Origin of the sequence: Kribbella sp. NBC_00482, from assembly GCF_036013725.1 — a bacterium.
In the GTDB taxonomy this organism is placed as follows: domain Bacteria; phylum Actinomycetota; class Actinomycetes; order Propionibacteriales; family Kribbellaceae; genus Kribbella.
Window position 1 is genome coordinate 6,774,190 of the sequence record NZ_CP107881.1, and the last position, 22,396, is coordinate 6,796,585.

A 22,396-nucleotide genomic window follows, 5' to 3' on the forward strand; every position below is an offset into this window, starting at 1 on the left:
CCGCTCACCAATCCACGGGACCGAGACGGTCCTCGAAGGTGCCGGTGGGTCCGTCCGGGCCCAGCGTGGCCATGCGGATGATGACGTCGGTGCCTTCGGTGACGGTCAGCTGACCCTTGTGGTTGTTCATGTCGGTGGCGGCGAACGTGTGGTTGGCGGTCTCACCCGGCGTGATGGCATTGAACTTGATGGCCGGCAGTGCCTTGGCGTACCTGATGGTGAGCATGTTCAGCGCTGCCTTGGACGAGCTGTACGCGAGTTCGTGCATCTTGGAGACCGGCTGCTCCGGGTCCAGCACGACGCTGAAGGCCCCGCCGCCGCTGGAGACCATCACCACCCGTGGGTTGCTCGCCGCTTGCAGCAGCGGCAGGAACGCATGCGTGACCCGCACCGGTCCGTACACGTTGGCGTCGTACACGCCGTGCAGCTCGTCAGCTGTCGCCTCGCCCGGGTGAACGGCATGCCCCGGCGCGCCCGCGTTGTTGATGAGTACGTCGAGCCGTCCGGTGTGGCTGGACACGACCTGCAGGGCGCCGGCCACGGACTCGTCGGACGTGACGTCCAGCGGCACCAGCACCACATCCACTCCGTCGGCCGCCAGCTTCTCGACCGCCACCCGTCCGCGTTCCTCGTCACGTGAACCGAGGAAGACTTTCCAGCCCATTTCTCCGAGCCGACGAGCCGCTTCGTAGCCGAGGCCCTTGTTCGCGCCGGTGATCAGTACGGTGGTCTGCTCCGCGTTCGTCATCATGTTCCTCCAGTGGAAACGACTGTTCGACCACGAGATGCCGGGCTGGTCTCGTACGTGACAGTCGATCGACGTGAGGTGGGTCACCGGTCAAGGAACCAACACCACGCGTACGCCGGGCTGCACCGGCTTGGTCCACGCTTGCTCGACCTCGGCGAGTGGGACTGGCTGGGGGTTGATCGCCAGCTGGCTCGAGGTGATGAGGGTGGCCAGGGCAGGGAGGTCGGCGAGGATGTCGCGCGTGGGGACCGAGCCTTGGCCGCTGCCGATGATGGTCAGGGCGGTGGCTCGGAGCAGGTACGACGGGAGTGTCAGCTCGCGGCCGGCCATCGACCCGATCTGGACCCAGGTGAGGGGACGGGCCCGGTCGGTGCGGGCGTGGAGGAGGGCGGACATCGCCTGCTCCGTGGGCGCGCCCCACAGGTAGTCGAGAACCACATCGACGTCGGCGGCCGACTTGGCCACGGCATCGAGGCTGACTGCGTCGTCGGCGCCCAGGGCGGCGAGTAACTGCAGCCGTTCAGGATCGCGGCCGGCGCCGATCACCTTCGACGCGCCCAGCTGCTTGGCGATCTGTACGGCGAGCTGTCCGGCGTTCCCGGTCGCGCCGAGGACGAGAACCGACCCTCCGGGCTGGAAGTTCGCGCGTCGACGGAGTGCGACCCACGACGACATCGCCGGGTTCATCGCGGCCGCGACCGCTACCGGATCGGTGCCCTCAGGCAGTACGACGGCCCGCCGCCGATCGACGACCGCCCGCTCCGCCATCGAGCCGACAGCGTTGTCGGCGGCAACGAAGTACAGCAACTCGCCGTCCGCCGTCCGTCCGACCCCGTCGAGCCCCGGAACCATCGGCAACGCACCCTCGGACGTGTAGTGCGACCCGTCGGCCGCGGACCGCACCCGTGGGTGCAGACCGGCGGCGACCACGCGCACGAGCACCTCGTCCGCGTCGGACACCGTCGGCTCCGGATAGTCGTCGTACGTCGGCGGCCGGTCGAACGACCGCACCACGGCTGCCTGCATCGCGCACACCCCCACGAAAGTAGTTTGTCTCACGTACTACTACTAGAAGATAGTTTGTCTCACGTACTAGGTCAACTAGACTCCGGTACATGAACACCGTGGACGCCGTCGTACAGCTGTCCTTCCGGGTCCAGCGGATCCTCGCCGCGGTCGGCGCCGAGCACGACCTGTCGATCATCCAGATCCGGCTGCTCGGGATCCTGCGTGACCGGCAGCCGGGGATGCTCGAGCTCGGCAACCATCTCGGCCTCGACAAGTCCTCGATGACCGGGCTCGTGTCGCGGGCGGAGAAGCGCGGTCTCGTCGAGCGGATGCCGTCGCCGCACGACGGCCGCGGCGTCCTGGTCGCCCTGACGCCCGACGGCCGACGGCTGGCGGAGGTCGGAGAGGCACAGATCGCCCGGCGCGTGACCGAATTGCTGAAGGAACTGAACGCGACCCAGCGCAAGCAGTTCACGCAGCTCGCGACCGTCCTCGTGCACGGATAACGAAAGGGTTGACTTCGCCGCAGCGGCGCGGGATGGTGAGCGAGCAATCGATTTCCCATTCTCGCAACCGCCCCTGGGAGACAGTCGATGATGAAGCGATCCACGTTCCTGCGCGCGGCCGTCGGCGCCGGCGTCCTGGCCGCCGTACCGGGCCGTGCCTTCGGGAGCAGTCAGGCTGTGCTGACCAACAAGGTGGCCGATCTGTCCGGGCCCGGTTTGACCGACCGGTTCCGGATGGCGGCGACCGACCTCGGGATTCCGGCACGGACGCCGGACGGGCGGCTGCTGTTCATGTTCGGTGACACGTTCGAGGAGGCACGTGTCGGCGGGGGCTGGTGGCGCTCACCGGTCGCGTTGTGGTCGACGACCTCGGACCTGAACGGCGGCGTGCAGTGGTCCGGCGCGGTCGGGGGAGACGCGGCGCAGCAGCTGTGGGACTACCCGCACGACAATCCGACGTTCTCGACGGTGCTGCCGTCGGACGTGATCACGATCGGCGGGTCGATGTACCTGCACGCGATGGTGAACAAGGGCCTAGGAAACGTTGTGTGGACAGAGATCTGGCGATCGGACAACTCGGGCGCGAGCTGGTACCACACCGGCGCGAAGTTCGACCCGAACATCGACGGCGGGATGTTCCAGTTGCTGACCTGGGGACTCGGCAACGACGGGTACGTGTACGTCTACTCGACGGGCTTCCAGCGCAACAAGCCGATCATCCTGAAGCGTGTCCGCCAGGAGCAGATCGCGAACCCGGCGGCGTACGAACCGTGGGGCTACCGCGACGGGGTCTGGGCGTGGGGCAACCCCGCGACGCCGATCCTGAGCGGGAGCTTCGGCGAGATGAGCCTGCGCCCGCTTGGCGGCAAGTGGGTGCTGACGTGGTTCAACGCCGGCGACTACCGGATCGACGGCATGATCATGGACACGCCGACGTCCAACCTCTACACGGCGTACCGGCAGACCCTGATCTACGGCGGCGCCTGGGGCTCGGAGGACGACAATCACGTCGCCCAGCTGTACGGCGGTTACGTCATCCCAGGCTCCACGCTCTCGGACATGCATCTCTCGGTCAGCCAATGGAACACCGACAACGGCTGGCCGTACCGCGTCATGCAGTTCCGCGTCCGAGGCTTCGGCTAAAGCTCGAGCACCATCGTGTCCGAGGTGCCGACGACGCCGACCTTCCGGAATCCGAGTGATTCGTAGAGCTTCCGGGCCGGGTTGTCCGGGTCCACGCTGAGCGAGAGCCGTCCGTACGACGCTGCACGCGCCTGCGCGATCAGTTCGGTCAGCACGCCACGGGCGACCCCGCGCCGCCGGAAGCCGGCCGCCACACCCAGGGTCAGCTCGGGTACGTCGTCCGCGATGTACCCGTACCCGGGCCGCTCCGCGGTGAGCAACCGCGCCCACGACGCACCGGCTGGGGAACCGTCGATCTCCGCGACGACGCCGAAGTCACTCTCCCGCGGCCAACCGTCCAAGTACCGCCACGCGTGATCGTCGCCCCGCGCCTTCGCCTCGTCGTACCAGGGAGTCCCGTCCCAGTTGCACGCCTCGAGCAACATCTCGAGCAGGAACGGAAGATCAACGGCGGTCGCCGGTCGCAGATACATACGCCCATCCTCGCCTCAGCCGACCACCACCTCCACCGATTTGCCGCGGCCCGGGAACGCCGGAGTCGCTGTGGCTCGTTCGTCGGTTATGGATGTCGATGCCCAGGGTGTGCGGACGTATTACGACGAGCTCGGGACGGGCGAGCCGGTCGTGCTGTTGCACGGCGGGGGAGTGACGGCAGACAGCTGGCAGGGGCAGGCGCCGGCATTGGCCGCGCAGTACCGGGTTCTGATCCCCGAGCGACGCGGGCACGGCCGTACGCCGGATGTCGACGGGCCGGTGTCGATGGACATTTTCGCCGCGGACACGGCCGCGTTCGTCGAGGCACTCGAGCTCGGGCCGGTGCACGTGATCGGGTGGAGTGACGGCGGCAAGGTCGGGATGAGCCTCGCGCTGTCCCGGCCGGACCTCGTCCGCAAACTCGTCCTGATCGGCACCGAACTGACCCACGCCGGCGGCACTGCCGCCAACCAGGCACTCCTCGAGCCCGCGGGCCTGGAGTTCCTCGCCGCGGCCTTCCGCCCGCAGTACGAGCCGCTCTCACCTGACGGCCCGGAGCACTTCGACGTGGTCTTCGCCAAGTGGACTCAGATGTGGAAGACCCTCCCAGATGTCGAGCTTGCCGCTCTGAAGACGCTGCCGATGCCTGTGCTGCTCATGCAGGGCGACGACGACTGCGTCCGGATCGAGCACACGGCAGAGGTTGCCCGCGGGATCCCGGACGCCCAGGTGGCCGTCGTACCTGGTTCGTCGCACGGGCTGCCGTTGGAGAAGCCCGACCTGGTGAACCGGCTCCTCCTGGACTTCCTGGCCGATCCGCAGGCGGCCAAGTTCATGCCACTGGGCGATCTGAGGTCTTGAGTTAGTAACACGCTTGGTTTAACTTACTCGGGACCTGGCCGGTGTGTGGCTCAGAGCACATCGGCGGCATCCGGAAACCTGAGGAGTTCCGATGACGAGAGTGAGCAGGTGGGGCAGGTTCGGGACTGCCCTGGGGGTTGCGGGGTTGGTGCTCGCCGCGGCGGGATGCGCGAAGGACACGCCCGCCGCGTCCGGCGGCGCCGGTGGCGGCATCGACGAGAAGGCGCCGGTCACCATCACGATCGGGGACCGCCCGACCCCTGACAAGCCGAACGACATCAAGGCGTTCGAGCAGAAGATCAAGGACTTCACGGCGAAGTACCCGAACATCACGGTGAAGTCGACCGAGACCAAGTGGGAGGCGCAGACCTTCCAGGCCCAGGTGGCCGGCGGGACGCTGCCGACGGTGATGAACATCAGCTTCACCGAGCCGGCCAACATGATCCCGAACAAGCAGCTCCCGGACATCACCGACGAGCTGAAGCTGGTCGACCTGACCAAGGACCTGAACCCGAACGTCCTGAAGATCGTCCAGGACGCGAACGGCCGGATCTACGGCGTACCCATCGATGTCTTCTCGGTCGGTATCGCTTACAACCGCGCCCTGTTCACGCAGGCAGGCTTGGACCCGGACAAGCCGCCGACGTCCTGGGACGAGGTCCGTCAGTACGCGAAGCAGATCGCCGACAAGACCGGCAAGGCCGGGTACGCGCAGCTGACCACGAACAACACCGGCGGCTGGATGCTGACGACGATGACGTACAGCATGGGCGGCACCGTCGAGAGCCCGGACGGCAAGAAGAGCACGTTCAACGACGCGCCGACCAAGAAGGCGCTGCAGCTGCTCAAGGACATGCGCTGGACCGACAACTCGATGGGCAGCAGGTTCCTGTACAACCAGGAGGAGGTCCGCCAGGACTTCGCGGCCGGCAAGATCGGCATGGTGCTGCAGGCGCCGGACGCCTACGACATGAGCGTGAAGAACTTCGGCATGAAGCCGGCCGACTTCGGCGAGGGCGCCCTGCCGCAGGACGGCGGTCCGCACGGAACGCTGACCGGCGGCTCGCTGAAGATGATCAGCCCGAAGGCGACCAAGAACGAGGTCGTCGCCGCGCTGAAGTGGATCAAGTTCGACCAGTTCGACAAGTACACGACCGAGTCGGTCGCGGTCCAGGACGCCAAGACCACGATCGCCGACAAGGGTTTCGTCGGCCGGCCGGGGATCACGCCGCTGAGCCAGGAGACGTACGACCAGTTCAACAAGTGGCGCGAGCCGTACGTGAACGTCCCGGTGAAGCAGTTCCAGGGCTACATCGACTCGACGACGACGCTGAAGCTGCTGCCCGAGCCGTCGAACAAGGGCCAGGAGGTCTACTCGCTGCTCGACCCGGTCGTTCAGCAGGTGCTCACGAAGAAGGATGCGGACATCGACAAACTACTGAGTGACACGGCCTCGAAGATCGACGCGCGTCTGGCCCGGTAGCCCATGTTCCAGCAACGAACGCAGAAGTCCGGCCGGAGTGTTGCCACCTGGTACCGCTCCGGCGGGCTGAGTGCCGTCTTCTTCGCCCTGCCCCTGGTGCTCATCTTCCTGTACTTCTCCTGGGGCCCGATCCTGCGCGGCCTGGTGCTCAGCTTCCAGAAGAACAACCTCGTCGCCCCGCCCGAGTGGGTCGGGATGTCGAACTTCAGCTACGTGCTGACCGATCCGCAGCTCCCGCAGGCAGCACTCAACACGCTGTACTTCTGCCTGCTGGCCCTGGTCTTCGGCTTCCCGGTGCCGTTGTTCCTGGCCGTGTTCATCAGCGAGCTGCGCAGGACCGGCTGGCTCTACAACGTGCTCTCCTACCTGCCGGCCGTCGTACCGCCGGTGGCCGCGATCCTGCTGTGGACGTTCTTCTACGACCCGAGCGGGGCGGGCGTGTTCAACTCGATCCTCGGCTGGTTCGGGCTCGGGCCGTTCGCGTGGCTGAACTCGCAGACGCTGGCGATGCCCGCGATCGTCCTCGAGGCGACGTGGGCCGGCGCCGGCGCCACATCGATCATCTACCTGGCGGCGCTGACCGGCGTACGGACGGAGTTGTACGAGGCGGCCGAGCTGGACGGCGCGGGGATCTGGAGCCGGGTCTGGCACGTCACGCTGCCGCAGATCCGCGGAATCATCCTGATCATGATGCTGCTGCAGCTGATCGGGACATTCCAGGTCTTCACCGAGCCGTTCCTGTTCACCGGCGGCGGCCCGAACAACGCCACCACGACGATCCTGCTGCTGATCTACCGGTACGCGTTCATCAACGGCGACTTCGGCGCTGCGACCGCGCTCAGCGTGCTGCTCGCCGGGGTGCTGTGCGTGCTGTCGGTGGTCTATCACTTCATGACCCGGCGATGGAGCATCTCATGAGCGACGAACGCGGCATCATCTCCGTCTCCGACCGGAAAGTTTCGGTCGTCCGCTACGGGTTGCCGGCCATCCAGGTGCTGCTGTTCATTGGCCTGGTGATCGCTGGCGTCGGGCCGCTGCTGTGGCTGCTCAAGTCCGGTGTCTCGACGAGCCAGGACATCCTGCGCGGCCCGATGCAGTTGTGGCCGTCGGGTATCCAGCCGCAGAACATCCCGGACGCCTGGAACCGCGTGCAGATCGGCGCGTACCTGGGCAACACGGCGTTCATCGCGATCGGCTCGATGATCGCGACGCTGTTCGTGTGTACGACGGGAGCCTTCGTGCTGAGCGTCCTGCGGCCGAAGTGGGGACCGATCGTCACCGGCGCCGTCCTGGCGACGCTCTTCCTGCCCGGTGTCATCTCGCTCGTCCCGCTGTACATGACGGTGCTGAAGATGCCGCTGCTCGGGATCAGTCTGCAGAACACGTTCTGGGCGGTCTGGCTGCCGCAGGCGGCCGGCGCGTTCAACGTGCTGGTGATGAAGCGGTACTTCGACTCGATCCCGCGTGAGCTGATCGAGGCCGCCCGCATCGACGGTGCGAGCAACCTGAGGCTGTTCACGTCGCTGATCCTGCCGCTGTCGAAGCCGATCGTCGGAGTCGTCGCGCTACTGACCGTCATCGGTTCGTGGAAGGACTACCTCTGGCCGCTGCTCGTGCTGCCGGACCCACGGCTGCAGCCGATCTCGGTCGCCCTGCCCCGGGTGGCCAAGACCACAGAGATCTCCCTGCAGATGAGCGCGCTGTTCCTCGCGGTTCTGATCCCCGTCGTGCTCTTCTTGTTGTTCCAGAAACAGTTCCTGCGCGGCGTGGGCATGGCAGGAGGTATCAAAGATTGACGTCCTCCCCATCCACCGGACGGGGATTCCAACTACTACTGAGAGGTAGCGCGTTGAGGTTCACGCTTCAGCGAGACCCGGACCGGCGTCTCTCGGCGTGCTCTGACGGCCCGTCCGGCCGCGATGTTGACTGCCGCGTTCACGTCGGCATGCGCTCGGAAGCCACAGGCAAGGCACCGGAAGACCGCTTGGCTCTCACGATTCTCTGGGGCGCAATGCCCGCAGTCGCTGCAGGTCTGCGACGTGTACGCGGGGTGGACTTTCTCGACCCGTCCGGGTCCCTTGTCCTGCAAACGGCGTACCAGGCCACCCCAGCCGTTGGCGAGGATCGCCCGGTTGAGACCAGCTTTTGCTCGGCGTCGGTTCGGCAGGTAGGCATCTGGGCGTTCGGGGTCGGGTTTGGGTTTGGGACGCCTGGTCAGCTGAACGATTCGCAGGTCTTCAACACGGATGACGTCGAATCGCCGCGCAAGCTCGGTGCTGGTCTTCTCTACCCAGTCCTTGCGCCGGTTCCGTGCCCGCGCGAACAGCTTCGCTACCGCCGCCTTCACCTTGCGGCGTCGGGAGGAGCCGCTGCGACAGCGGGCGAGGCGGCGCTGCAGGCTTTTGAGCCGAGCTTGTTCAGCCTCGGAGAGTTGGGGACACAGCAGGAGTTCTCCGGTCGAGAGGGCCGCCGATACAACGACACCACGGTCGACGCCGACGACTCCGCCGGTACCGGGCGCTGGAATCGGAGGCGGGACAACAGCGAAGGCGATGTGCCAGTGACCCAGCCGATCGCAGGTGACGCGGTACGACTTTGCCGTTGGGATCGCTCGAGTCAAGCGGAACCGGACCCAACCGACTTTCGGGACGAGTACCGCGGCCCATTTCCGGTTCAGCCTGACCACCCGGGTTGCCTGGCTACCGACGATGCGAAATCCCTCGCGCTGTCCGGCTTTGCGCCAGGTAGGTCGGCGGTGGGTGCCGGAGTAGAAGCTCTTGGCTGCTCGGTCGAAGTCGCGCAGCGCCTGCTGCTGGACAGTTTGGGATCCTGCTCGAAGCCAGTCGGACGCAGCTCGTGCCGCGGTCAGTTGCCGACACTGCTCGGTAAAGGTCGGTGTCGGGCCCTGATCCCGTCTCCACATCGACCATTGTTCAAGCGCCAGGTTCCAGACGTACCGGGCATGCCTGCAATGCTCGAACAGGTCGCACCGCTGCACAGGCGTGGGGTACATGCGGAACCGCGACATGCAATCGATCCAATCAGCCGGTACCGACAGTTCCGGATGTCGGAATGGAGGACCTGTGGATCCTCTCCAGTCTGACCGACAGAAGCTCCTCGATACCCCCTCCTTCACCTCTCCACTGAACGGTCGGCGGGTGCTGGTGACGGGGGCTGCCGGGCGGATCGGGCTGGTCACGGTCGAGCACCTGAACGAGCTGGGTGCCAAGGTGACCGCCTTGTCGAACGTCGAGCACCCGGACCTGAAGGCGGACCGGGTGCTGATCGGCGACACCCGGTCCGAGACGGACGTGGCCCATGCCCTCGAGGGCGTGGAGTACGTCGTGCACCTGGCAGCGCTGCCGCACCCGTCGGCCGGTACGCCGTACGAGGTGTACTCGATCAACGTGGTGTCGACGTTCAACGTGCTGGCCCAGGCCGGTGCGCTCGGCATCGACCGGGCCGTGATCGCGAGCAGCATCAACGCGACCGGCGTACCGTTCAACCCGCACGAGATCGGGCCGCCGTACTTCCCGTGGGACGAGCAGGCGGCGAGCGATATCGGCGACGCGTACTCGCTGTCGAAGCAGAACGACGAGAACACCGCGCGGATGGCGTGGCGGCGCTGGGGGATCGACGTGGTCGCGTTCCGGTTCCCGCACGTCAACTCGGCGGAGGTGCTGCAGGAGATGTCCGACTACGTCCGGGAGCATCCGGGCAGCGGACTGCGGGAGGCCTGGAGCTACCTGGACACCCGCGACGCGGCGTACGCCGTCGAGCTCGGATTGACCGCGCCGTTGTCGGGCGCTCAGACCTTCTTCGTCGCCGCGAGCACCACCACTGCGCCGTACCCGACCGAGGACCTGCTGGACGCGTACGCGCCGGACGTGCCGCGGTCGCGACGGTTCGCGGGACGCGAGGTGCCGATCGACCTGACCGCTGTACGGACTGTGCTGGGCTTCGAGGCCCGGCACGAACTCGACCTACCCACCCTCTCTCTGGAGCTTTGAATGCCCTCGAACTTCGACCAGCCGTGGCCAGTGCGGGACGACATCCGGATCCGCGAGGTGAAGGCGATCGTCACGGCGCCGCAAGGCATCCCGCTGGTGGTCGTGAAGATCGACACCACCGAACCGGGCCTGTACGGGCTCGGCTGCGCCACATTCACGCAGCGCTGGAAGGCCGTCCAGACGTTCGTCGACGAGCACCTGTCCCGGCTGCTCGTCGGCCGCTACCCGGGTGACATCGGCGATCTCACCCGCCTGGCGTCGTACTCCGGGTACTGGCGTGGCGGACCGGTCACGAACAACGCGATCTCCGGCATCGACCAGGCGCTGTGGGACATCGCCGGCAAGCGCGCCGGCATGCCGGTGTACGAGCTGCTCGGCGGCAAGGTCCGTGCGGCGGCCGACACGTACATCCACGCGAGCGGGCGGACGATCGCCGACACGATCGACCACGCGCAGAAGCTGATCACGCAGGGCTGGCGGCACATCCGGCTGCAGGTCTCGACACCGGGCGGTGGCGGGTACGGCGCTCCGCAGGCGCCGACGCTCTACCCGGATTCGCCGTACCACAACGGCTGGTCCGTGCGGGACTACCTGCGGACGACGCCGGAGCTGTTCGCCGAGGCGCGGCACGCGCTGCCCGACAACATCGAACTGCTCCACGACGTGCACTCGCGGCTGACGCCGAAGGAAGCGGTGCTGCTGGCTCGGTCACTCGAGCCGCACCGGCTGTTCTTCCTCGAGGACGTGCTCGCGCCGGAGCTGTGGGACCGGCTGCCCGAGGTCCGGGCCGCCTCTCCGGTTCCGCTGGCCGTCGGCGAGCTCACGACGTCGTTCGGTGACGCGGTCCGGCTGATCCGGGACGGCGGCGTCGACTTCATCCGTTCGCACGTCTCGGACATCGGCGGTCTCACCCCGGCCCGCAAGCTGGCCGACCTCGCCGAGATCTCCGGCGTACGGACGGCCTGGCACGGTCCGGGCGACACCTCGCCGATCGGCGCCGCGGCGAACGTCGCGCTGGATGTCTCGTCTGTTGCCTTCGGCATCCAAGAGGGGCATATCTACAACGAGGCGACGTACGAGGTGTTCCCCGGGACGCTGCAGATCGAGGACGGCTGGCTGCGGCCGAACGAGGCGCCCGGCTGGGGAATCGACGTCGACCTGGAGGCGGCGGCCCGTTATCCGGCGGAGCTGTCCGGTCACGACGAGTGGGCGGCCGGCGTACGGCGCATCGACGGAGCGCTCGAAGCGCCGTGACCTCGGGCGTCGGGCAGTACGATCACGGCCAGTAGGGACGAGACGGGGAGGTTGAGATGAGCGATTCGGTCGAGGGACTCGCCGAGATGCGGCGCGCGGGCGCGAACCAGTACGACCTGGGCTCGTTCAACGAGGCCGTGATCATCGAGACGATCCGGCTGGCCGGCATCATCAGCCGGACCGAGATCTCCCGCCGTACCGGCCTGACCCAGCAGTCGGTGTCGCGGATCCTGCGTCTCCTTCTCCAGCAGGGGTTGCTGGTGGAGGAGGCGCAGGAGCGCGCGGAGCGGCTCGGCAAGCCGCGGACGCCGGTGCGGTTGCGGTCGAAGGCCGCGCACGCGGTCGGTATCCACATCGATCCCGAACTGCTCACCGTTGCCGTGGTCGACCTGGACGGCACGATCGTGCGCCGCGAAACGGTCGACCTCGCCGACGACCTCGCGGCGGACCAGCTGATCGACCTGACCGCGGCCACGGTGAACGCCGCGCTCAGCATCAGCCAGGTCGACCTCGCGTCGATGCTCGGTGTCGGCGTCGCCGTACCGGGCCCGATCGACGCCGACGGGACCCTGCTCGCGCTGCCGTTGCAGCCGGCCTGGCGCGGGTTGAAGATCCGCCAACTCCTACAGCAGAAGCTGAACCATCCGGTGCTGGTGGAGAAGGACGGTACGGCGGCCGCGATCGGCGAGCGCTGGATCGGCCGGTCGGCGCGGGCGCGGGACTTCGCGTACCTCTACCTCGGCACGGGCGTCGGCAGCGGCCTGATCCTGAACGGCTCGATCTACCGCGGCGGCACGGCGAACGCCGGTGAGTTCGGGCAGATCGCGGCGCTGCGGATGGGGGAGTGGGACCCTGTCGACGGACCCCGCATGATCCCCGAGTGCAACCCGACGGCGTCGCTGCCGGTGATCGCGGGCGAGTTCGGGTACGTCGAGACCGACCCGGCCGCGACCGACGAGGCCAAGCGCTACCGGGCCGTGTGCAAGGCGGCAGCCGACGGGGACGCTGCGGCGGTGAAGGCGGTCACGCAGGTCGCCCGCGTGATCGGGCAGGGCGCGGTCGGGCTGGTGGATCTGCTCGACATCGACCTGGTGGTGCTCGGCGGACCGGCGTACGGCAAGGAGATCTCGGAGATCCTGCTGACCGAGATCGGGCGCGCGGTGAACGCGCATCCGGTGGCGCGCGAGACCCGGCCGGTCGCGGTCGAGGAGTCGATGCTGCAGACCGACGCGGCCGCGGTCGGGGCGGCGTCGACGATCTTCCACGACGCGTTCACCCCTCGGGTCTCGGGATCGAGTCAGGCCCGTAGGCTGCCCAAGTGATCGAACAGTGATCGAACCCCGCCCGCTGACTCCGGACGTCGAGCTCCGGATCGCGACCCTCGACGACGCCCCTGCTCTCGCCGACGCACAGACCCGGAGCCGCGAACATCTCCGGCCGTGGGAGCCGGTCCGGGACGACAAGTGGTTCACCACTGTCGGGCAGGCCGAGCGGATGACGTACCAGCTCGAGCGCTACAAGAACGGCCAGGTCGTGCCGTGGGTGCTGGCCGAAGGCGATCGGATCGTCGGTCAGATCACGTTGAGCGACCTGGTCCCCGGCCCGTTCCGCAGCGCGGCCCTCGGCTACTGGCTGGCCGCCGACGCCGTCGGCCGCGGCCTCGCCACACTCGCCGTCTCGGCGGTCGCGGAAATCGCCGACACCGAACTGAAGCTGCACCGCATCGAAGCCAGCACGCTGACGAACAACACCGCCTCGCAGCGGGTCCTCCAGCGCGCCGACTTCGAACAGATCGGCTTCGCGCCTACCTACCTGCACATCGACGGCCGCTGGCAAGACTGCAACCTCTACCAACGCATCCTGAACTCCCGCGAGCCGGGCGCGTAGGAGCGGACCTCCAGGCCATCACATTCGGCGCCGCCGAGCGCGACCACGCTCAGCCGCCGTCTGCTCGATGGATTGTGATGGCCTGGGGATCCGGTCAGGTGGGTGGGAGGCCGACGCCGCGCGACACCTCCACGTCGTCGTACCGACCCTCCAGCACGTCCACGAACTTGACCGGGCGTTGGAGGGTGGAGGCGATGTAGACCGCTCGCACCGTGGCCAGGGCGTCGATGGCGTCCTGGACGGTGATGGCCGGCGGGGTGCCGTCGGCGATCGCCTTGAGGATGTCGTCGTACTGCGCTTTGTGGCCGCCGGGGCCGCCGACGTCGACGGGCTGGTCGTCCTTGGAGCCGTCCACGTTCAGGCGGCGGAGACGGTCGTCCTCGACCTCGGCGCCGCCTTCGGTGCCGTGGACGGAGACGCGGGTGCGGCCGCCGGGGAACGCCGCGGTCGTGGCATGCAATGTGCCTACGGAGCCGTTCTCGAAGGTGATCGTGGCTACGACCGTGTCCTCGACCTCGATCGCGTGGTGCGCGGCCCGCAGCGCCTGGGCCTGGATGCTCACCGGGCGGCCCATGAACCACAGCATCAGGTCGACGGTGTGGACGCCCTGGTTCATCAGCGCGCCACCGCCGTCCTGCGTCCACGTCCCGCGCCAGCCGGCCGACGCGTAGTACTCGTCGCTGCGCCACCACGCCACGGTCGCGACGGACGACGTGAGCTGCCCGAACCGCCCGGCGTCGATCGCCTGCTTGACCACCGCGCTGCCGGCGTCGAAGCGGTGCTGACTGATCACCGACGACAGCACGCCGTGGTTCCCGGCCCGGGTGGCTGCCGCGCCGAGGCGGCGGGCCCGGATCAGGTCGACGTCGAGCGGTTTCTCGATCACGACGTGCTTCTTCTCGTTCAGCGCCTGCTCGGCCAGCGCCGCGTGCGTGCCACTCGGGGTGCAGATCGCGACGAGGGAGACGTCCGACCCACCCAGCGCCGCGGTCAGGTCGTCGTACACCTTCGGCTCCGGCTGCCCGAGTTCGACCAGTTGTGCCTTGAGTGCCTCCGCGGCCGCGGCGTCACCGTCCACCAGGGCGGTGACGATCGCGTCCGGCCGTTCCGCGATGGTCTTGGCGTGGGTGCGGCCGATGATGCCGCACCCGACGATCGCGACCTGCTGCTGTGTGTCAGCCATCTCGCTCCTACTTCGGTGTGAAGTTGGCTATCAATTTCTGGTCAACGGAGACGGTGAAGGTGTACGACGGCACTGTCGACACCACGGTCCCGTTCACGGTCCAGTCCCGGAAAACGCTATCCGATCCTGGCGCTGCCGTCACGGTGACCTGCGCGCCGACCTCGTACGTCCCCGGCTCGGACTCGTTTCCGGCGATCTCCACGGTGCCGTTCCCGTTCGCCTCGACAGCTACGCTGCGCTGGACGACGTTGATCACCATCACGTTGTGCAACGTCGCAGGCCCGCTCAGCGTCGCGCCGTTGTAGCGGGCGAGGTTCGTTGCCTCGACGTCGCCGCTCACGACCCGCACGGTGTGCCCGTCGCCGCCGAGGTTGTCGGTGCCCAGGTTGAACGCGTCGACCTGACCGGAGTTCACCACGAGCCCGTCGTGGAACCCGTATGCGAACACGTTGAGCAGCGTCAGTCCGCGCGCCCCGTCGACGGTGACGATCTTCGCGGTCTTCCGCATGTACTTGTCGATGACGAGCTCGAAGATCCGGCCCTCGTTCATCCAGTACGGCTGCTGGTACCCGACCCGGGTGACCGCGTTCCCGTTCGAGAGCACGCCCTCTACGCGGCCGTCGCGTCCCGGGCCGATCGCGATCGCGTGGTCGAAGAACGCGCCCGCGACCTTGCGGACCACGACACCGTCGCCGCTGAGGTCGATGCCGTTCCAGGCGTTCGGGAACCCGGCGTTGATGACGTAGTTCGCGCCTGCGTGGCCGCGGACGGCGTACGGATAGGGGACGACGCTCTCCGCCGGATTGTTCTCCGGATAGAAGACCCGCAGCCCGCGGATGCCGGCGCTCTTCCCGGAGAGCGTCAAGAGAGCGGTTGCCGACTCTCCCGCGCCGCGTCCCTCGAACGCCTGCAAGACCGTCCCGCCGCTCGCCCCGCCCTGATCCCGGTTCGGTACGGCGGAAGCACCGCGCAGCTCGACCTTCGCCGGAACGCTCAGATGCGTACTGATCCGGTACCACCCAGCGGGCAGGTAGACGATCCCGCCACCCTTACGCCCGGCGCGATCCAGCACCTTCTGCACCTCGCGCGTCGCATCGGCGGCCGGCAGGTACCCGATCCCGTGCGGCGCAGCCACGACGTACAGCTTCTGCACCGGTCGGGGGAGCGCTCTCTGGGTGTAGCTCGGCGCGGTCCCCGACATCCGGTGGATGATGCCCGTGAGAGCGCCAGAGACCGCTGTCCCGGTGATCTTCACATAGCCCTGCGAGTTGTTCGTGATGCCACCCTCGACACGACCGCCGGCCAAGGTGAGTCCCCAGCGGTCGTCCATCACGTCGACGAGCAGACCGGTCCCGACCCGTCGTACGTCGGGTTCCAGGAAGCTGCCGGTGAACTGGGCCCGCTGGCCCGCGACGACGTGGATGCCGACGGCGTAGTCGGAGAGCGCGATCCGGTAGAACTGGTCCCATTCGAGGTCGCCGAGCACCAGGCCGGTGCCGTGCGCGCGGGTCCACGCATCGAGCGCGGACCGGGCCGGCGGGTGGTAGGCGGCCGGCGCGGACGACCAGTACGAGTTGCTGAAGGCAACGTTCTCCCAGGTGCCGACGTCGGCGCCGTTGTAGGCGCGGGCGCCCTCGAACAGCGCCGTACCGCGGACGTTGCGGATCGTCGTCGACTCGTGCACCTGACCCGAGCTCGGCGCGTTGCCGTGGTCGTTCGGCATCGTGCTGACGCCGATCCCGCGGTACGAGTTCAGCATGGTGACGTCGGAGACCGTCGCCATCATGTAGTTCTCGTTGCCGATCCACGCACCGCCGGGGATCTCGAACGTGTAGTTGTACGGAACCGGCGTACTTGCGCTCTGGTGCGGGTAGTAGGTCGTGACGCCGAGAACGCCGGCGCTCCCGCCGATCCGGAACAGGCTCGGCCCGTCGTCTCCGGACGGCAGGTCGGCGATGATCACCGTGCCCGTGCCGAGCTTCTGACCATGGTCGCCACGGAGACTGCAGAACGCGTGCACCTCGATCGTGTCGGTCACCTTGTACTGCCCGGCCGGCAGCCACACCGTGCCACCGCCCGCGTCCTGGCAGGCGTAGATCGCCTGCTGGATCGCCTTCGTGGAGTCCCGCCGGCCACTACGGTCGGCGCCGAACTGCGTGGCGTCGAAGTCCGCAACCACGCCGTCCTCGGTCGGGTTGCTCGTCGCCACGAGCCGCGGTGTCGGCGTCACGACCGGCGCCAACCGCAGCTGCAGCTCCTTGACGGCGAAGGAATCGGCCCCGGTCATCGCGACCCGGACGTACCGCACACTGACCGTCGCGAACCGCGTCCGGCTGAACTGGTTCCCGCCCGGCGATCCGGTCCGCCCGACGCTGACGAACTTCTGACCGTCGTTCGACACCTGTACGGCGTAGTCGGGGGAGTATGCCTCGGCCCACTCGACCCGCACATCGTTCACCGGACGCCGCGACCCAAGATCGATCTGCAGCCACGAGTCTGCATCACCGGTCCAGGCCGTCTGGTGGTTGTTGTCGTTGACCTGAGCAGCCGCGGTCCCACCGCTCGCAGTCGCCGTACCGTCGTCCGCGAAGTTGGTGTCCACGATCGACGCGGTGAACGCGTCCAGCTTGGCCTGCAGCGTCGTGAGCGCTTCCTTGACCTGTACGTCGGTGACGCCCGGAGTGGACGCGATCGCCTGAGCGTTGTCGATCGCGTCCTGCAAGGTGGCACGGCTGCCCACCGGGTACTGCCCGTCGCGCGTCCCCTCGCGGGCCGCCTTCTCGGTGCGGGTGGCCTGACCGATGAGGTCGACGAGCCCCTCGGTGACGTCGAGGGTGGTCGCGACCTTGGCGACCCGGACCGCGGCGACCTTGAGATCGACCGCGCCGTCACCGTTGTGGATCCGGAAGTCGCCGCCGTTCGACCGGTTCGTCATCACCGCGTCGGGCAGCGCGAACGTGTACGTCTTCCACGTCTTGGTGTCGCCGTACCGAACGACCTCGGAGTTCTTGAACTTGTCCGGGATCGTCTCGCCGGGGGAGTCGTAGTGCAGACCGAACTGGCCGCTGCCCTCGTCGAAGTATTCGATGCTGACCAGCACCAGACTGCGGTTGTCGTACAGGTAGGTGTCGGCAACGTTCAGGTAGAAGAAGTTCGTCCCCGGCGCCGGTGCGGTGTGGTCGGTCTGCCAATACGGGCGACCGTCCTGGACGCCGGTCACCAGGTGCGAAGCGTCGTCACCGGCCCGCGGGCTGATCCCGTTCTGGACCGGCGTCGCGCCGAGTTGCACCGAGGCTCCCGCCGTACTGATCCGCAGGCCGGCGATCGTGATGTCGGCGCTGCCGAAGAGGCGGACGTCGGCGTCGCCGAGGCGGTTGGTGAAGGCGATGTCGGTGAGCGAGAAGACGCCGGTCTTCCACTGGCCGGTGTTCGTGAGCTGGACGTCGGTGGTGTCCTGCTGCGGGTCGGCCTTGGCGTCGTACTGGAGTTCGAGCGTGCCCGAGCCGCTGTCGAGATAGGTCACCGTCACCAGGACGTCGTCGGTGCCGATCTCGTCGACGTAGTCGCTGTCGACGTCGAACTCCAGGTAGCCGGTGCCGGCGGCCTGGTTGGTCTGCCAGTACGTGCGGCCTTGTTCGGTGCCGGTCCGGAGGCCGGCCGGGTCGTCGCCGGCGGCAGGCCGCACGCCGAGCGTGGTCGGGGCCGGGCCGAGATCGGCACCGACCCCACTGGGATACATGGTGGCAGCGCGCGCCGCTGGCACGGCGAGAACGCTGGCGAGAAGCACGGCGGGAAGAACCCGCGCGAACAGGCGTCTGGACATGCTGAAACCTCCAGGTGGCGGACCGGAAGATCAACTGCGCGGATAAGTTAAACCAAGCGTGTTACTTATTCAAGAGCCCGACGCCGCGGCAGAAAGAACGCCGGTACGGCGGCCAGCACGGTGAACCCGATCGCCCACCCGAAGCTGTGCGCGTACGCCGTCGACGCATGGTGTCCGATGAGCTGGCTCTGCAGTACGACGGCGAGCGTCGCCGCACCGAACGCACCACCCAACTGCTGCATGATCCGCGTCGTACTGCTCGCGTGCGGGATCTGCACCGCCTCGAGATCACGGAAGGCCCCGACCATCACCGCGAGATTGACCGCACTCAGCCCGGCGCCGCGCAGCACGAGCGCGAACCCCAGCAGCCAGTACGACGCATCGGAGATCGCGAACGGGATGGTCCCGAGCGCAGTGAGAACGATGCCGGCGAGGACGACCGGACGCGGACCGAGGCGATCGGTGAGACCCCCGGCGGTCCGGGCGAGCAGGCTGCCAATTCCCTGCGGCACAAGCAGGAGGCCGGCGGCAGTCACCGTCTCGCCGCGGGCTTGCTGGTAGAAGAGCGGGAGCAGCAGCATCGCGCCGTACAGACCGAAGCCGGTGAGGAACATCAGCGCGGTCGATGCGGCGAACGATCTCGTGCGGAACAGCGCCAGGTCGATCAGCGGCTCGGCGGTGCGTCGCAGTACGAACGCTGCCAGCAGCAGCACGCCGACGGCGAGGGGGACGAGTACGGCGGAGTGCCCGAAGCCGTGGTCGCCGACCTGGCTGAGGCCGTAGATGATCGCGGCGAGCGCGGGGGAGACCAACAGCAGACCGACGATGTCGAGCCGTGCCGCGGTGGCTGGCGGATCGGGCTGCAGCGTACGTACGGCGAGGACGATCGCGGCGATGCAGATCGGCACGTTGACGTAGAAGATCCAGCGCCAGTCGAGGTGGCCGACCAGGATGCCGCCGATCACCGGGCCGAGGATCGGACCGACCATCGCGGGCAGCGTGACGACCGCCATCAGCCGGCCGATGCGTTCGCGGCCGGCGGCGCGCAGGAGCAGTGTCTGCAGGATCGGCAGCATCAGGCCGCCGCCGACCCCCTGGACGATGCGGAACGCGATCAGCGAGCCGATGTCCCAGGCCACGCCGCACAGCATCGAACCCGCGAGGAACAGTCCGAGCGCGACGATCCACATCCGTTTGGCGCCGAAGCAGTTCGCCGACCAGCCGGTGATCGGGACCGCCATCGCCAGCGCGAGTAGGTACGCCGTACTGACCCATTGGACCGTGGCGACCGAGGCGTGCAGGTCGGCGCCGAGGGTGTGGATCGCGACAGTGACGATCGTGCTGTCGAGCAGCGGGGCGAGCGCGCCGAGGACCAGGACGGCGGCGAGTTTGAGAACCGACCGGTCGAGACGGTCAGTGGTGGTGGTCATGCGAGCAGCTCCTTAGAGACGTTGCGTCTCTTACGGAGCTCAGAGTAGGCTCGAACCGTTAAGAGACGCAAGGTCTCTTTTTGGAGGATGCATGGAGCGCCGGCGCGGTGCGGAACTCGAGGCGGCGCTGCTCGAGGCGGCCTGGGACGAGGTCTGTGAGTCCGGGTATGCGCGGCTGACGATGGAGGCTGTCGCGGCGCGGGCGCACACCGGTAAGCAGGTGCTGTACCGGCGGTGGCGGAATCGGGCGGAGCTCGTGGTCGCGGCGATGCGGCACCACACCGGCTCGATCGTCGACGACATCCCGGACACGGGCAGCCTGCGGGACGACGTACTGGATGTGCTGCGACGGATGGCCGATCGGTTCGCTGCGGTCGGACCGGACATCCTGCACGGGCTGCTGTCCGAGGCGCCGGACCTGGATCAGGAGGCGTTCAGGCGGATGGCCGGCGTGATGGCGACCATCCTGAAGCAGGCGGCGGAGCGCGGTGAGATCCCCACCGCGGACGTTCCCGACCGGGTGCTCACCGCGCCCACCAACCTGCTACGTCACGAGATGCTGTTCACCCGCGAACCGGTGCCGGCCTCGACTCTCGTGTCGCTGGCCGACGACGTGTTCCTGCCGTTGGTCAGCGGAACGCCTCGACGTTCCGGCTGACCCAGTCCGCGAACGCGCGCGGCGGGCGGCCGAGCACGTTCGCGACGTCGGGACTGACCTGCTGCTCGGCCGCTGACGGCGTACCGAGAACGTCGAGGGTCGCGTCGACGACCGGCTCCGGCATGAAGTTGAGCATGCCGGAGCGCGCCTGGTCGCGAGTGAGTTCCGTGAAGTGGATCGGCTCGCCGATCACGGTCTGGATCACCTCGGCCTGCTCACGGGGCGAGATCGCGGCTGGGCCGGTCAACGTGTAGACGGCGTTCGCGTGGGCCGGGTCGCGCAGGGCGGCCGCGGCGACCTCGGCGATGTCCTGCGGGTCGACCGCGGGGAGGGCCACGTCGGCGAACGGCGCGGCCATGGCCCGCTGGGTGCGGATCGAGTCGGCCCACGCGAACGCGTTGCTGTCGAAGTTGCCGGGGCGCAGGATGGTCCACTCCAGACCGGAGGCGGTCACGGCATCCTCGTGGATCGAGGGGTGGCGCTTGGTGCCGACGCCTTGCGACGACAGCAGGACCACGCGCGGTACGCCGGCCTCGCGAATCACGTCGACGACGTCCTGGAGGTTGCCGTTGGCAAGGAAGTCCGGGGAAGTGAGAAGGAAGACGGCCTTCGCGCCGTCGAGGACCGGCGTCAGAGTTGCGGGATTGGTGAGGTCGACCTGGTGGCCTTCGGTGTTGCGTGAGACGGGGACGATGTCCTCGCCGGCGGCGGTCAGGGTCTGGACGAGGGGGCGGCCTACATTGCCGGTTGCTCCGGTGATCACGATCATGGCGATGACGCTACTGGCCGCGGGATAGTAGGTACCTAGAGGATAGTATTGGGTTTGTGAGCGAGAGCACAGCAGCTGATGTGGCAGTTGATCCCGTGCAGGCCTGCCCGATCGCACCGGTCGTCGACCTGGTCTTCAGCCGGTGGACGACGCCGATCCTGTGGACGCTGAACGAGTTCGGGCAGCAGCGGTTCGTCGAGCTGCAGCGCCGGATCGGGGTGATCACGCCGAAGGTCCTCACGCAGCGCCTGCGCCAACTGGAACGCGACGGCCTCGTCACCCGCACGTACCACGCCGAGGTCCCGCCGCGCGTCGAGTACGCGATCAGCCCCCTCGGCCGCACCCTCGCCCCCCTCTTCCACTCCCTCGCCGAATGGTCCCCCAACCTCACGAAGGTAGAGGCGGCCCGCAGGCACTTCGACGACACCGAACCCGCCCGCCGCCGCCCCTGACCCCCGCTGCCCCTGACCCCCGCCGCAACGCCCGTTCGCACGCGAGGGATATCCCCTCGCGTGGTGGGTTCTCCCCTCGCATACCAACGGAGAACCCTCAACGGCGGGGGATATCCGTTGGTGTTGTCAGGCGACGCCGACGAGGGTTCGGGCGTGGAGGGTTTCGAGGAGGGTGAGGAAGTGGGTGGTCGCGTCGGCGAGGTGGAGTAGGCCGGCTTCGTGGTGGCGCCAGCCGTACTCGAGTTCGCCGTCGATGGTGCGTTCGTCGAGCGGTACGGCGTACCGGCTGAGCGTCACGCGGGACGGGCCGGCCTGCGGGTGGTGGTCCCCGCAGCCGCACTCGGCGGGGATCGTGATCGCGGTCAGCGCGTCGGGGGAGTAGCTGCGCAGCCGCAGCGTCGTACCGCGGGCGGTGAACTGGACGATCGTGGCGTCAGGCAGCTGGACGAGCAGCTCGACCGGTACGGCGTACGAACCGGGAAGGAGCCGGAGACCACGAGAGGCGAGCAGATCGGCGAGAGCCGGGAGATTCATGCGAATTCCTGTGAGTGCTGTGTCGGCGGGCGGGCCACGGAAAGGTCAGGGCCTCGTGCGCCGGAGAGTCGGCGCGCGTCAGCGACAACAGCAACAACACAGCATCTGCATGCCGAAGATCATGACAGTACCCAGGGTCCACCACCAAACACCGTCCGCGATATGGGACGACT

General features: G+C 67.9%; 21 protein-coding genes. 12 read left to right on the forward strand and 9 right to left on the reverse strand.

The annotated features are described in order from the left end of the window. Positions 1-4: 4 nt before the first annotated feature. The gene (locus OHB24_RS32820; RefSeq protein WP_327634760.1) at positions 5-748 is read right to left on the reverse strand and encodes an SDR family NAD(P)-dependent oxidoreductase; all 744 of its coding nucleotides are present in this window, start codon (positions 746-748) and stop codon (positions 5-7) included. 90 nt (positions 749-838) lie between these two features. After that, positions 839-1,774 (reverse strand): quinone oxidoreductase family protein, encoded by a 936-nt coding sequence (locus OHB24_RS32825; RefSeq protein ID WP_327634761.1) that lies wholly within the window; start codon positions 1,772-1,774, stop codon positions 839-841. Positions 1,775-1,863: 89 nt separating this feature from the next. On the opposite strand from OHB24_RS32825, the gene OHB24_RS32830 reads away from it, so the two are divergent. After that, complete coding sequence (locus tag OHB24_RS32830; protein WP_327634762.1) at positions 1,864-2,262, forward strand: MarR family winged helix-turn-helix transcriptional regulator; 399 nt, start codon at positions 1,864-1,866, stop codon at positions 2,260-2,262. Positions 2,263-2,349: 87 nt separating this feature from the next. Beyond that, positions 2,350-3,405, forward strand: a complete 1,056-nt coding sequence (locus OHB24_RS32835; protein ID WP_327634763.1) for a DUF4185 domain-containing protein — start codon at positions 2,350-2,352, stop codon at positions 3,403-3,405. Here the strand turns inward: OHB24_RS32835 and OHB24_RS32840 are convergent. Continuing rightward, entirely contained in the window at positions 3,402-3,878 is a 477-nt protein-coding gene (locus OHB24_RS32840; protein ID WP_327634764.1) for a GNAT family N-acetyltransferase, read from the reverse strand. The genes OHB24_RS32835 and OHB24_RS32840 overlap by 4 nt on opposite strands. Positions 3,879-3,966: 88 nt before the next feature. Between OHB24_RS32840 and OHB24_RS32845 the strand changes: the two genes are divergently transcribed. The 4 genes from OHB24_RS32845 to OHB24_RS32860 all read left to right on the forward strand — a co-directional run bounded on the left by OHB24_RS32845 (position 3,967) and on the right by OHB24_RS32860 (position 8,019). Further along, positions 3,967-4,740 (forward strand): alpha/beta fold hydrolase, encoded by a 774-nt coding sequence (locus tag OHB24_RS32845; protein ID WP_327634765.1) that lies wholly within the window; start codon positions 3,967-3,969, stop codon positions 4,738-4,740. Positions 4,741-4,831: 91 nt separating this feature from the next. Further along, complete coding sequence (locus OHB24_RS32850) at positions 4,832-6,223, forward strand: ABC transporter substrate-binding protein (RefSeq protein ID WP_327634766.1); 1,392 nt, start codon at positions 4,832-4,834, stop codon at positions 6,221-6,223. Positions 6,224-6,226: 3 nt separating this feature from the next. Further along, positions 6,227-7,141 carry a carbohydrate ABC transporter permease gene (locus OHB24_RS32855; protein ID WP_327634767.1) on the forward strand — a complete coding sequence of 305 codons (915 nt, stop codon included), beginning with the start codon at positions 6,227-6,229 and terminating at the stop codon, positions 7,139-7,141. Next, positions 7,138-8,019 carry a carbohydrate ABC transporter permease gene (locus OHB24_RS32860; RefSeq protein WP_327634768.1) on the forward strand — a complete coding sequence of 294 codons (882 nt, stop codon included), beginning with the start codon at positions 7,138-7,140 and terminating at the stop codon, positions 8,017-8,019. The genes OHB24_RS32855 and OHB24_RS32860 overlap by 4 nt, the downstream gene beginning before the upstream one ends. A 35-nt stretch (positions 8,020-8,054) precedes the next feature. Here the strand turns inward: OHB24_RS32860 and OHB24_RS32865 are convergent, their stop codons facing one another. Continuing rightward, on the reverse strand, positions 8,055-9,251 hold the full coding sequence (locus OHB24_RS32865; protein ID WP_327634769.1) for an RNA-guided endonuclease InsQ/TnpB family protein: 1,197 nt from the start codon (positions 9,249-9,251) through the stop codon (positions 8,055-8,057). 130 nt (positions 9,252-9,381) lie between these two features. On the opposite strand from OHB24_RS32865, the gene OHB24_RS32870 reads away from it, so the two are divergent. The 4 genes from OHB24_RS32870 to OHB24_RS32885 are packed head-to-tail and all read left to right on the forward strand — an operon-like array spanning position 9,382 to position 13,374. Beyond that, positions 9,382-10,233, forward strand: coding sequence for an NAD-dependent epimerase/dehydratase family protein (locus OHB24_RS32870; protein WP_327634770.1), 852 nt, complete (start codon positions 9,382-9,384; stop codon positions 10,231-10,233). Continuing rightward, entirely contained in the window at positions 10,234-11,487 is a 1,254-nt protein-coding gene (locus OHB24_RS32875; RefSeq protein WP_327634771.1) for an enolase C-terminal domain-like protein, read from the forward strand. Positions 11,488-11,543: 56 nt separating this feature from the next. Further along, entirely contained in the window at positions 11,544-12,809 is a 1,266-nt protein-coding gene (locus OHB24_RS32880; protein WP_327634772.1) for an ROK family protein, read from the forward strand. A gap of 7 nt (positions 12,810-12,816) precedes the next feature. Continuing rightward, positions 12,817-13,374, forward strand: coding sequence for a GNAT family N-acetyltransferase (locus tag OHB24_RS32885; protein WP_327634773.1), 558 nt, complete (start codon positions 12,817-12,819; stop codon positions 13,372-13,374). Positions 13,375-13,468: 94 nt separating this feature from the next. Here OHB24_RS32885 and OHB24_RS32890 read toward each other — a convergent pair whose 3' ends face one another. From OHB24_RS32890 to OHB24_RS32900, 3 genes are all read right to left on the reverse strand, one after another. Beyond that, positions 13,469-14,557, reverse strand: coding sequence for a Gfo/Idh/MocA family protein (locus OHB24_RS32890; protein ID WP_327634774.1), 1,089 nt, complete (start codon positions 14,555-14,557; stop codon positions 13,469-13,471). A 7-nt stretch (positions 14,558-14,564) separates the two neighbouring features. Then, the gene (locus OHB24_RS32895) at positions 14,565-18,380 is read right to left on the reverse strand and encodes a glycosyl hydrolase family 28-related protein (RefSeq protein ID WP_327634775.1); all 3,816 of its coding nucleotides are present in this window, start codon (positions 18,378-18,380) and stop codon (positions 14,565-14,567) included. 65 nt (positions 18,381-18,445) lie between these two features. Further along, the gene (locus OHB24_RS32900) at positions 18,446-19,810 is read right to left on the reverse strand and encodes an MDR family MFS transporter (RefSeq protein ID WP_327634776.1); all 1,365 of its coding nucleotides are present in this window, start codon (positions 19,808-19,810) and stop codon (positions 18,446-18,448) included. Between the two features lie 91 nt (positions 19,811-19,901). Here OHB24_RS32900 and OHB24_RS32905 point away from each other — a divergent pair, with 91 nt between their 5' ends. Further along, positions 19,902-20,468: a TetR/AcrR family transcriptional regulator gene (locus OHB24_RS32905; RefSeq protein ID WP_327634777.1), complete on the forward strand. Its 567-nt coding sequence runs from the start codon at positions 19,902-19,904 to the stop codon at positions 20,466-20,468. Here OHB24_RS32905 and OHB24_RS32910 read toward each other — a convergent pair. Next, positions 20,440-21,237, reverse strand: coding sequence for an NAD(P)H-binding protein (locus OHB24_RS32910; protein ID WP_327634778.1), 798 nt, complete (start codon positions 21,235-21,237; stop codon positions 20,440-20,442). The genes OHB24_RS32905 and OHB24_RS32910 overlap by 29 nt on opposite strands. Positions 21,238-21,293: 56 nt before the next feature. Between OHB24_RS32910 and OHB24_RS32915 the strand changes: the two genes are divergently transcribed. Further along, a complete protein-coding gene (locus OHB24_RS32915) occupies positions 21,294-21,689 on the forward strand; it encodes a winged helix-turn-helix transcriptional regulator (protein WP_327634779.1) in 396 nt (131 codons plus the stop codon). 126 nt (positions 21,690-21,815) lie between these two features. Here the strand turns inward: OHB24_RS32915 and OHB24_RS32920 are convergent, their stop codons facing one another. Continuing rightward, positions 21,816-22,223, reverse strand: a complete 408-nt coding sequence (locus OHB24_RS32920) for a hypothetical protein (protein ID WP_327634780.1) — start codon at positions 22,221-22,223, stop codon at positions 21,816-21,818. Between the last annotated feature and the right edge of the window lie 173 nt (positions 22,224-22,396).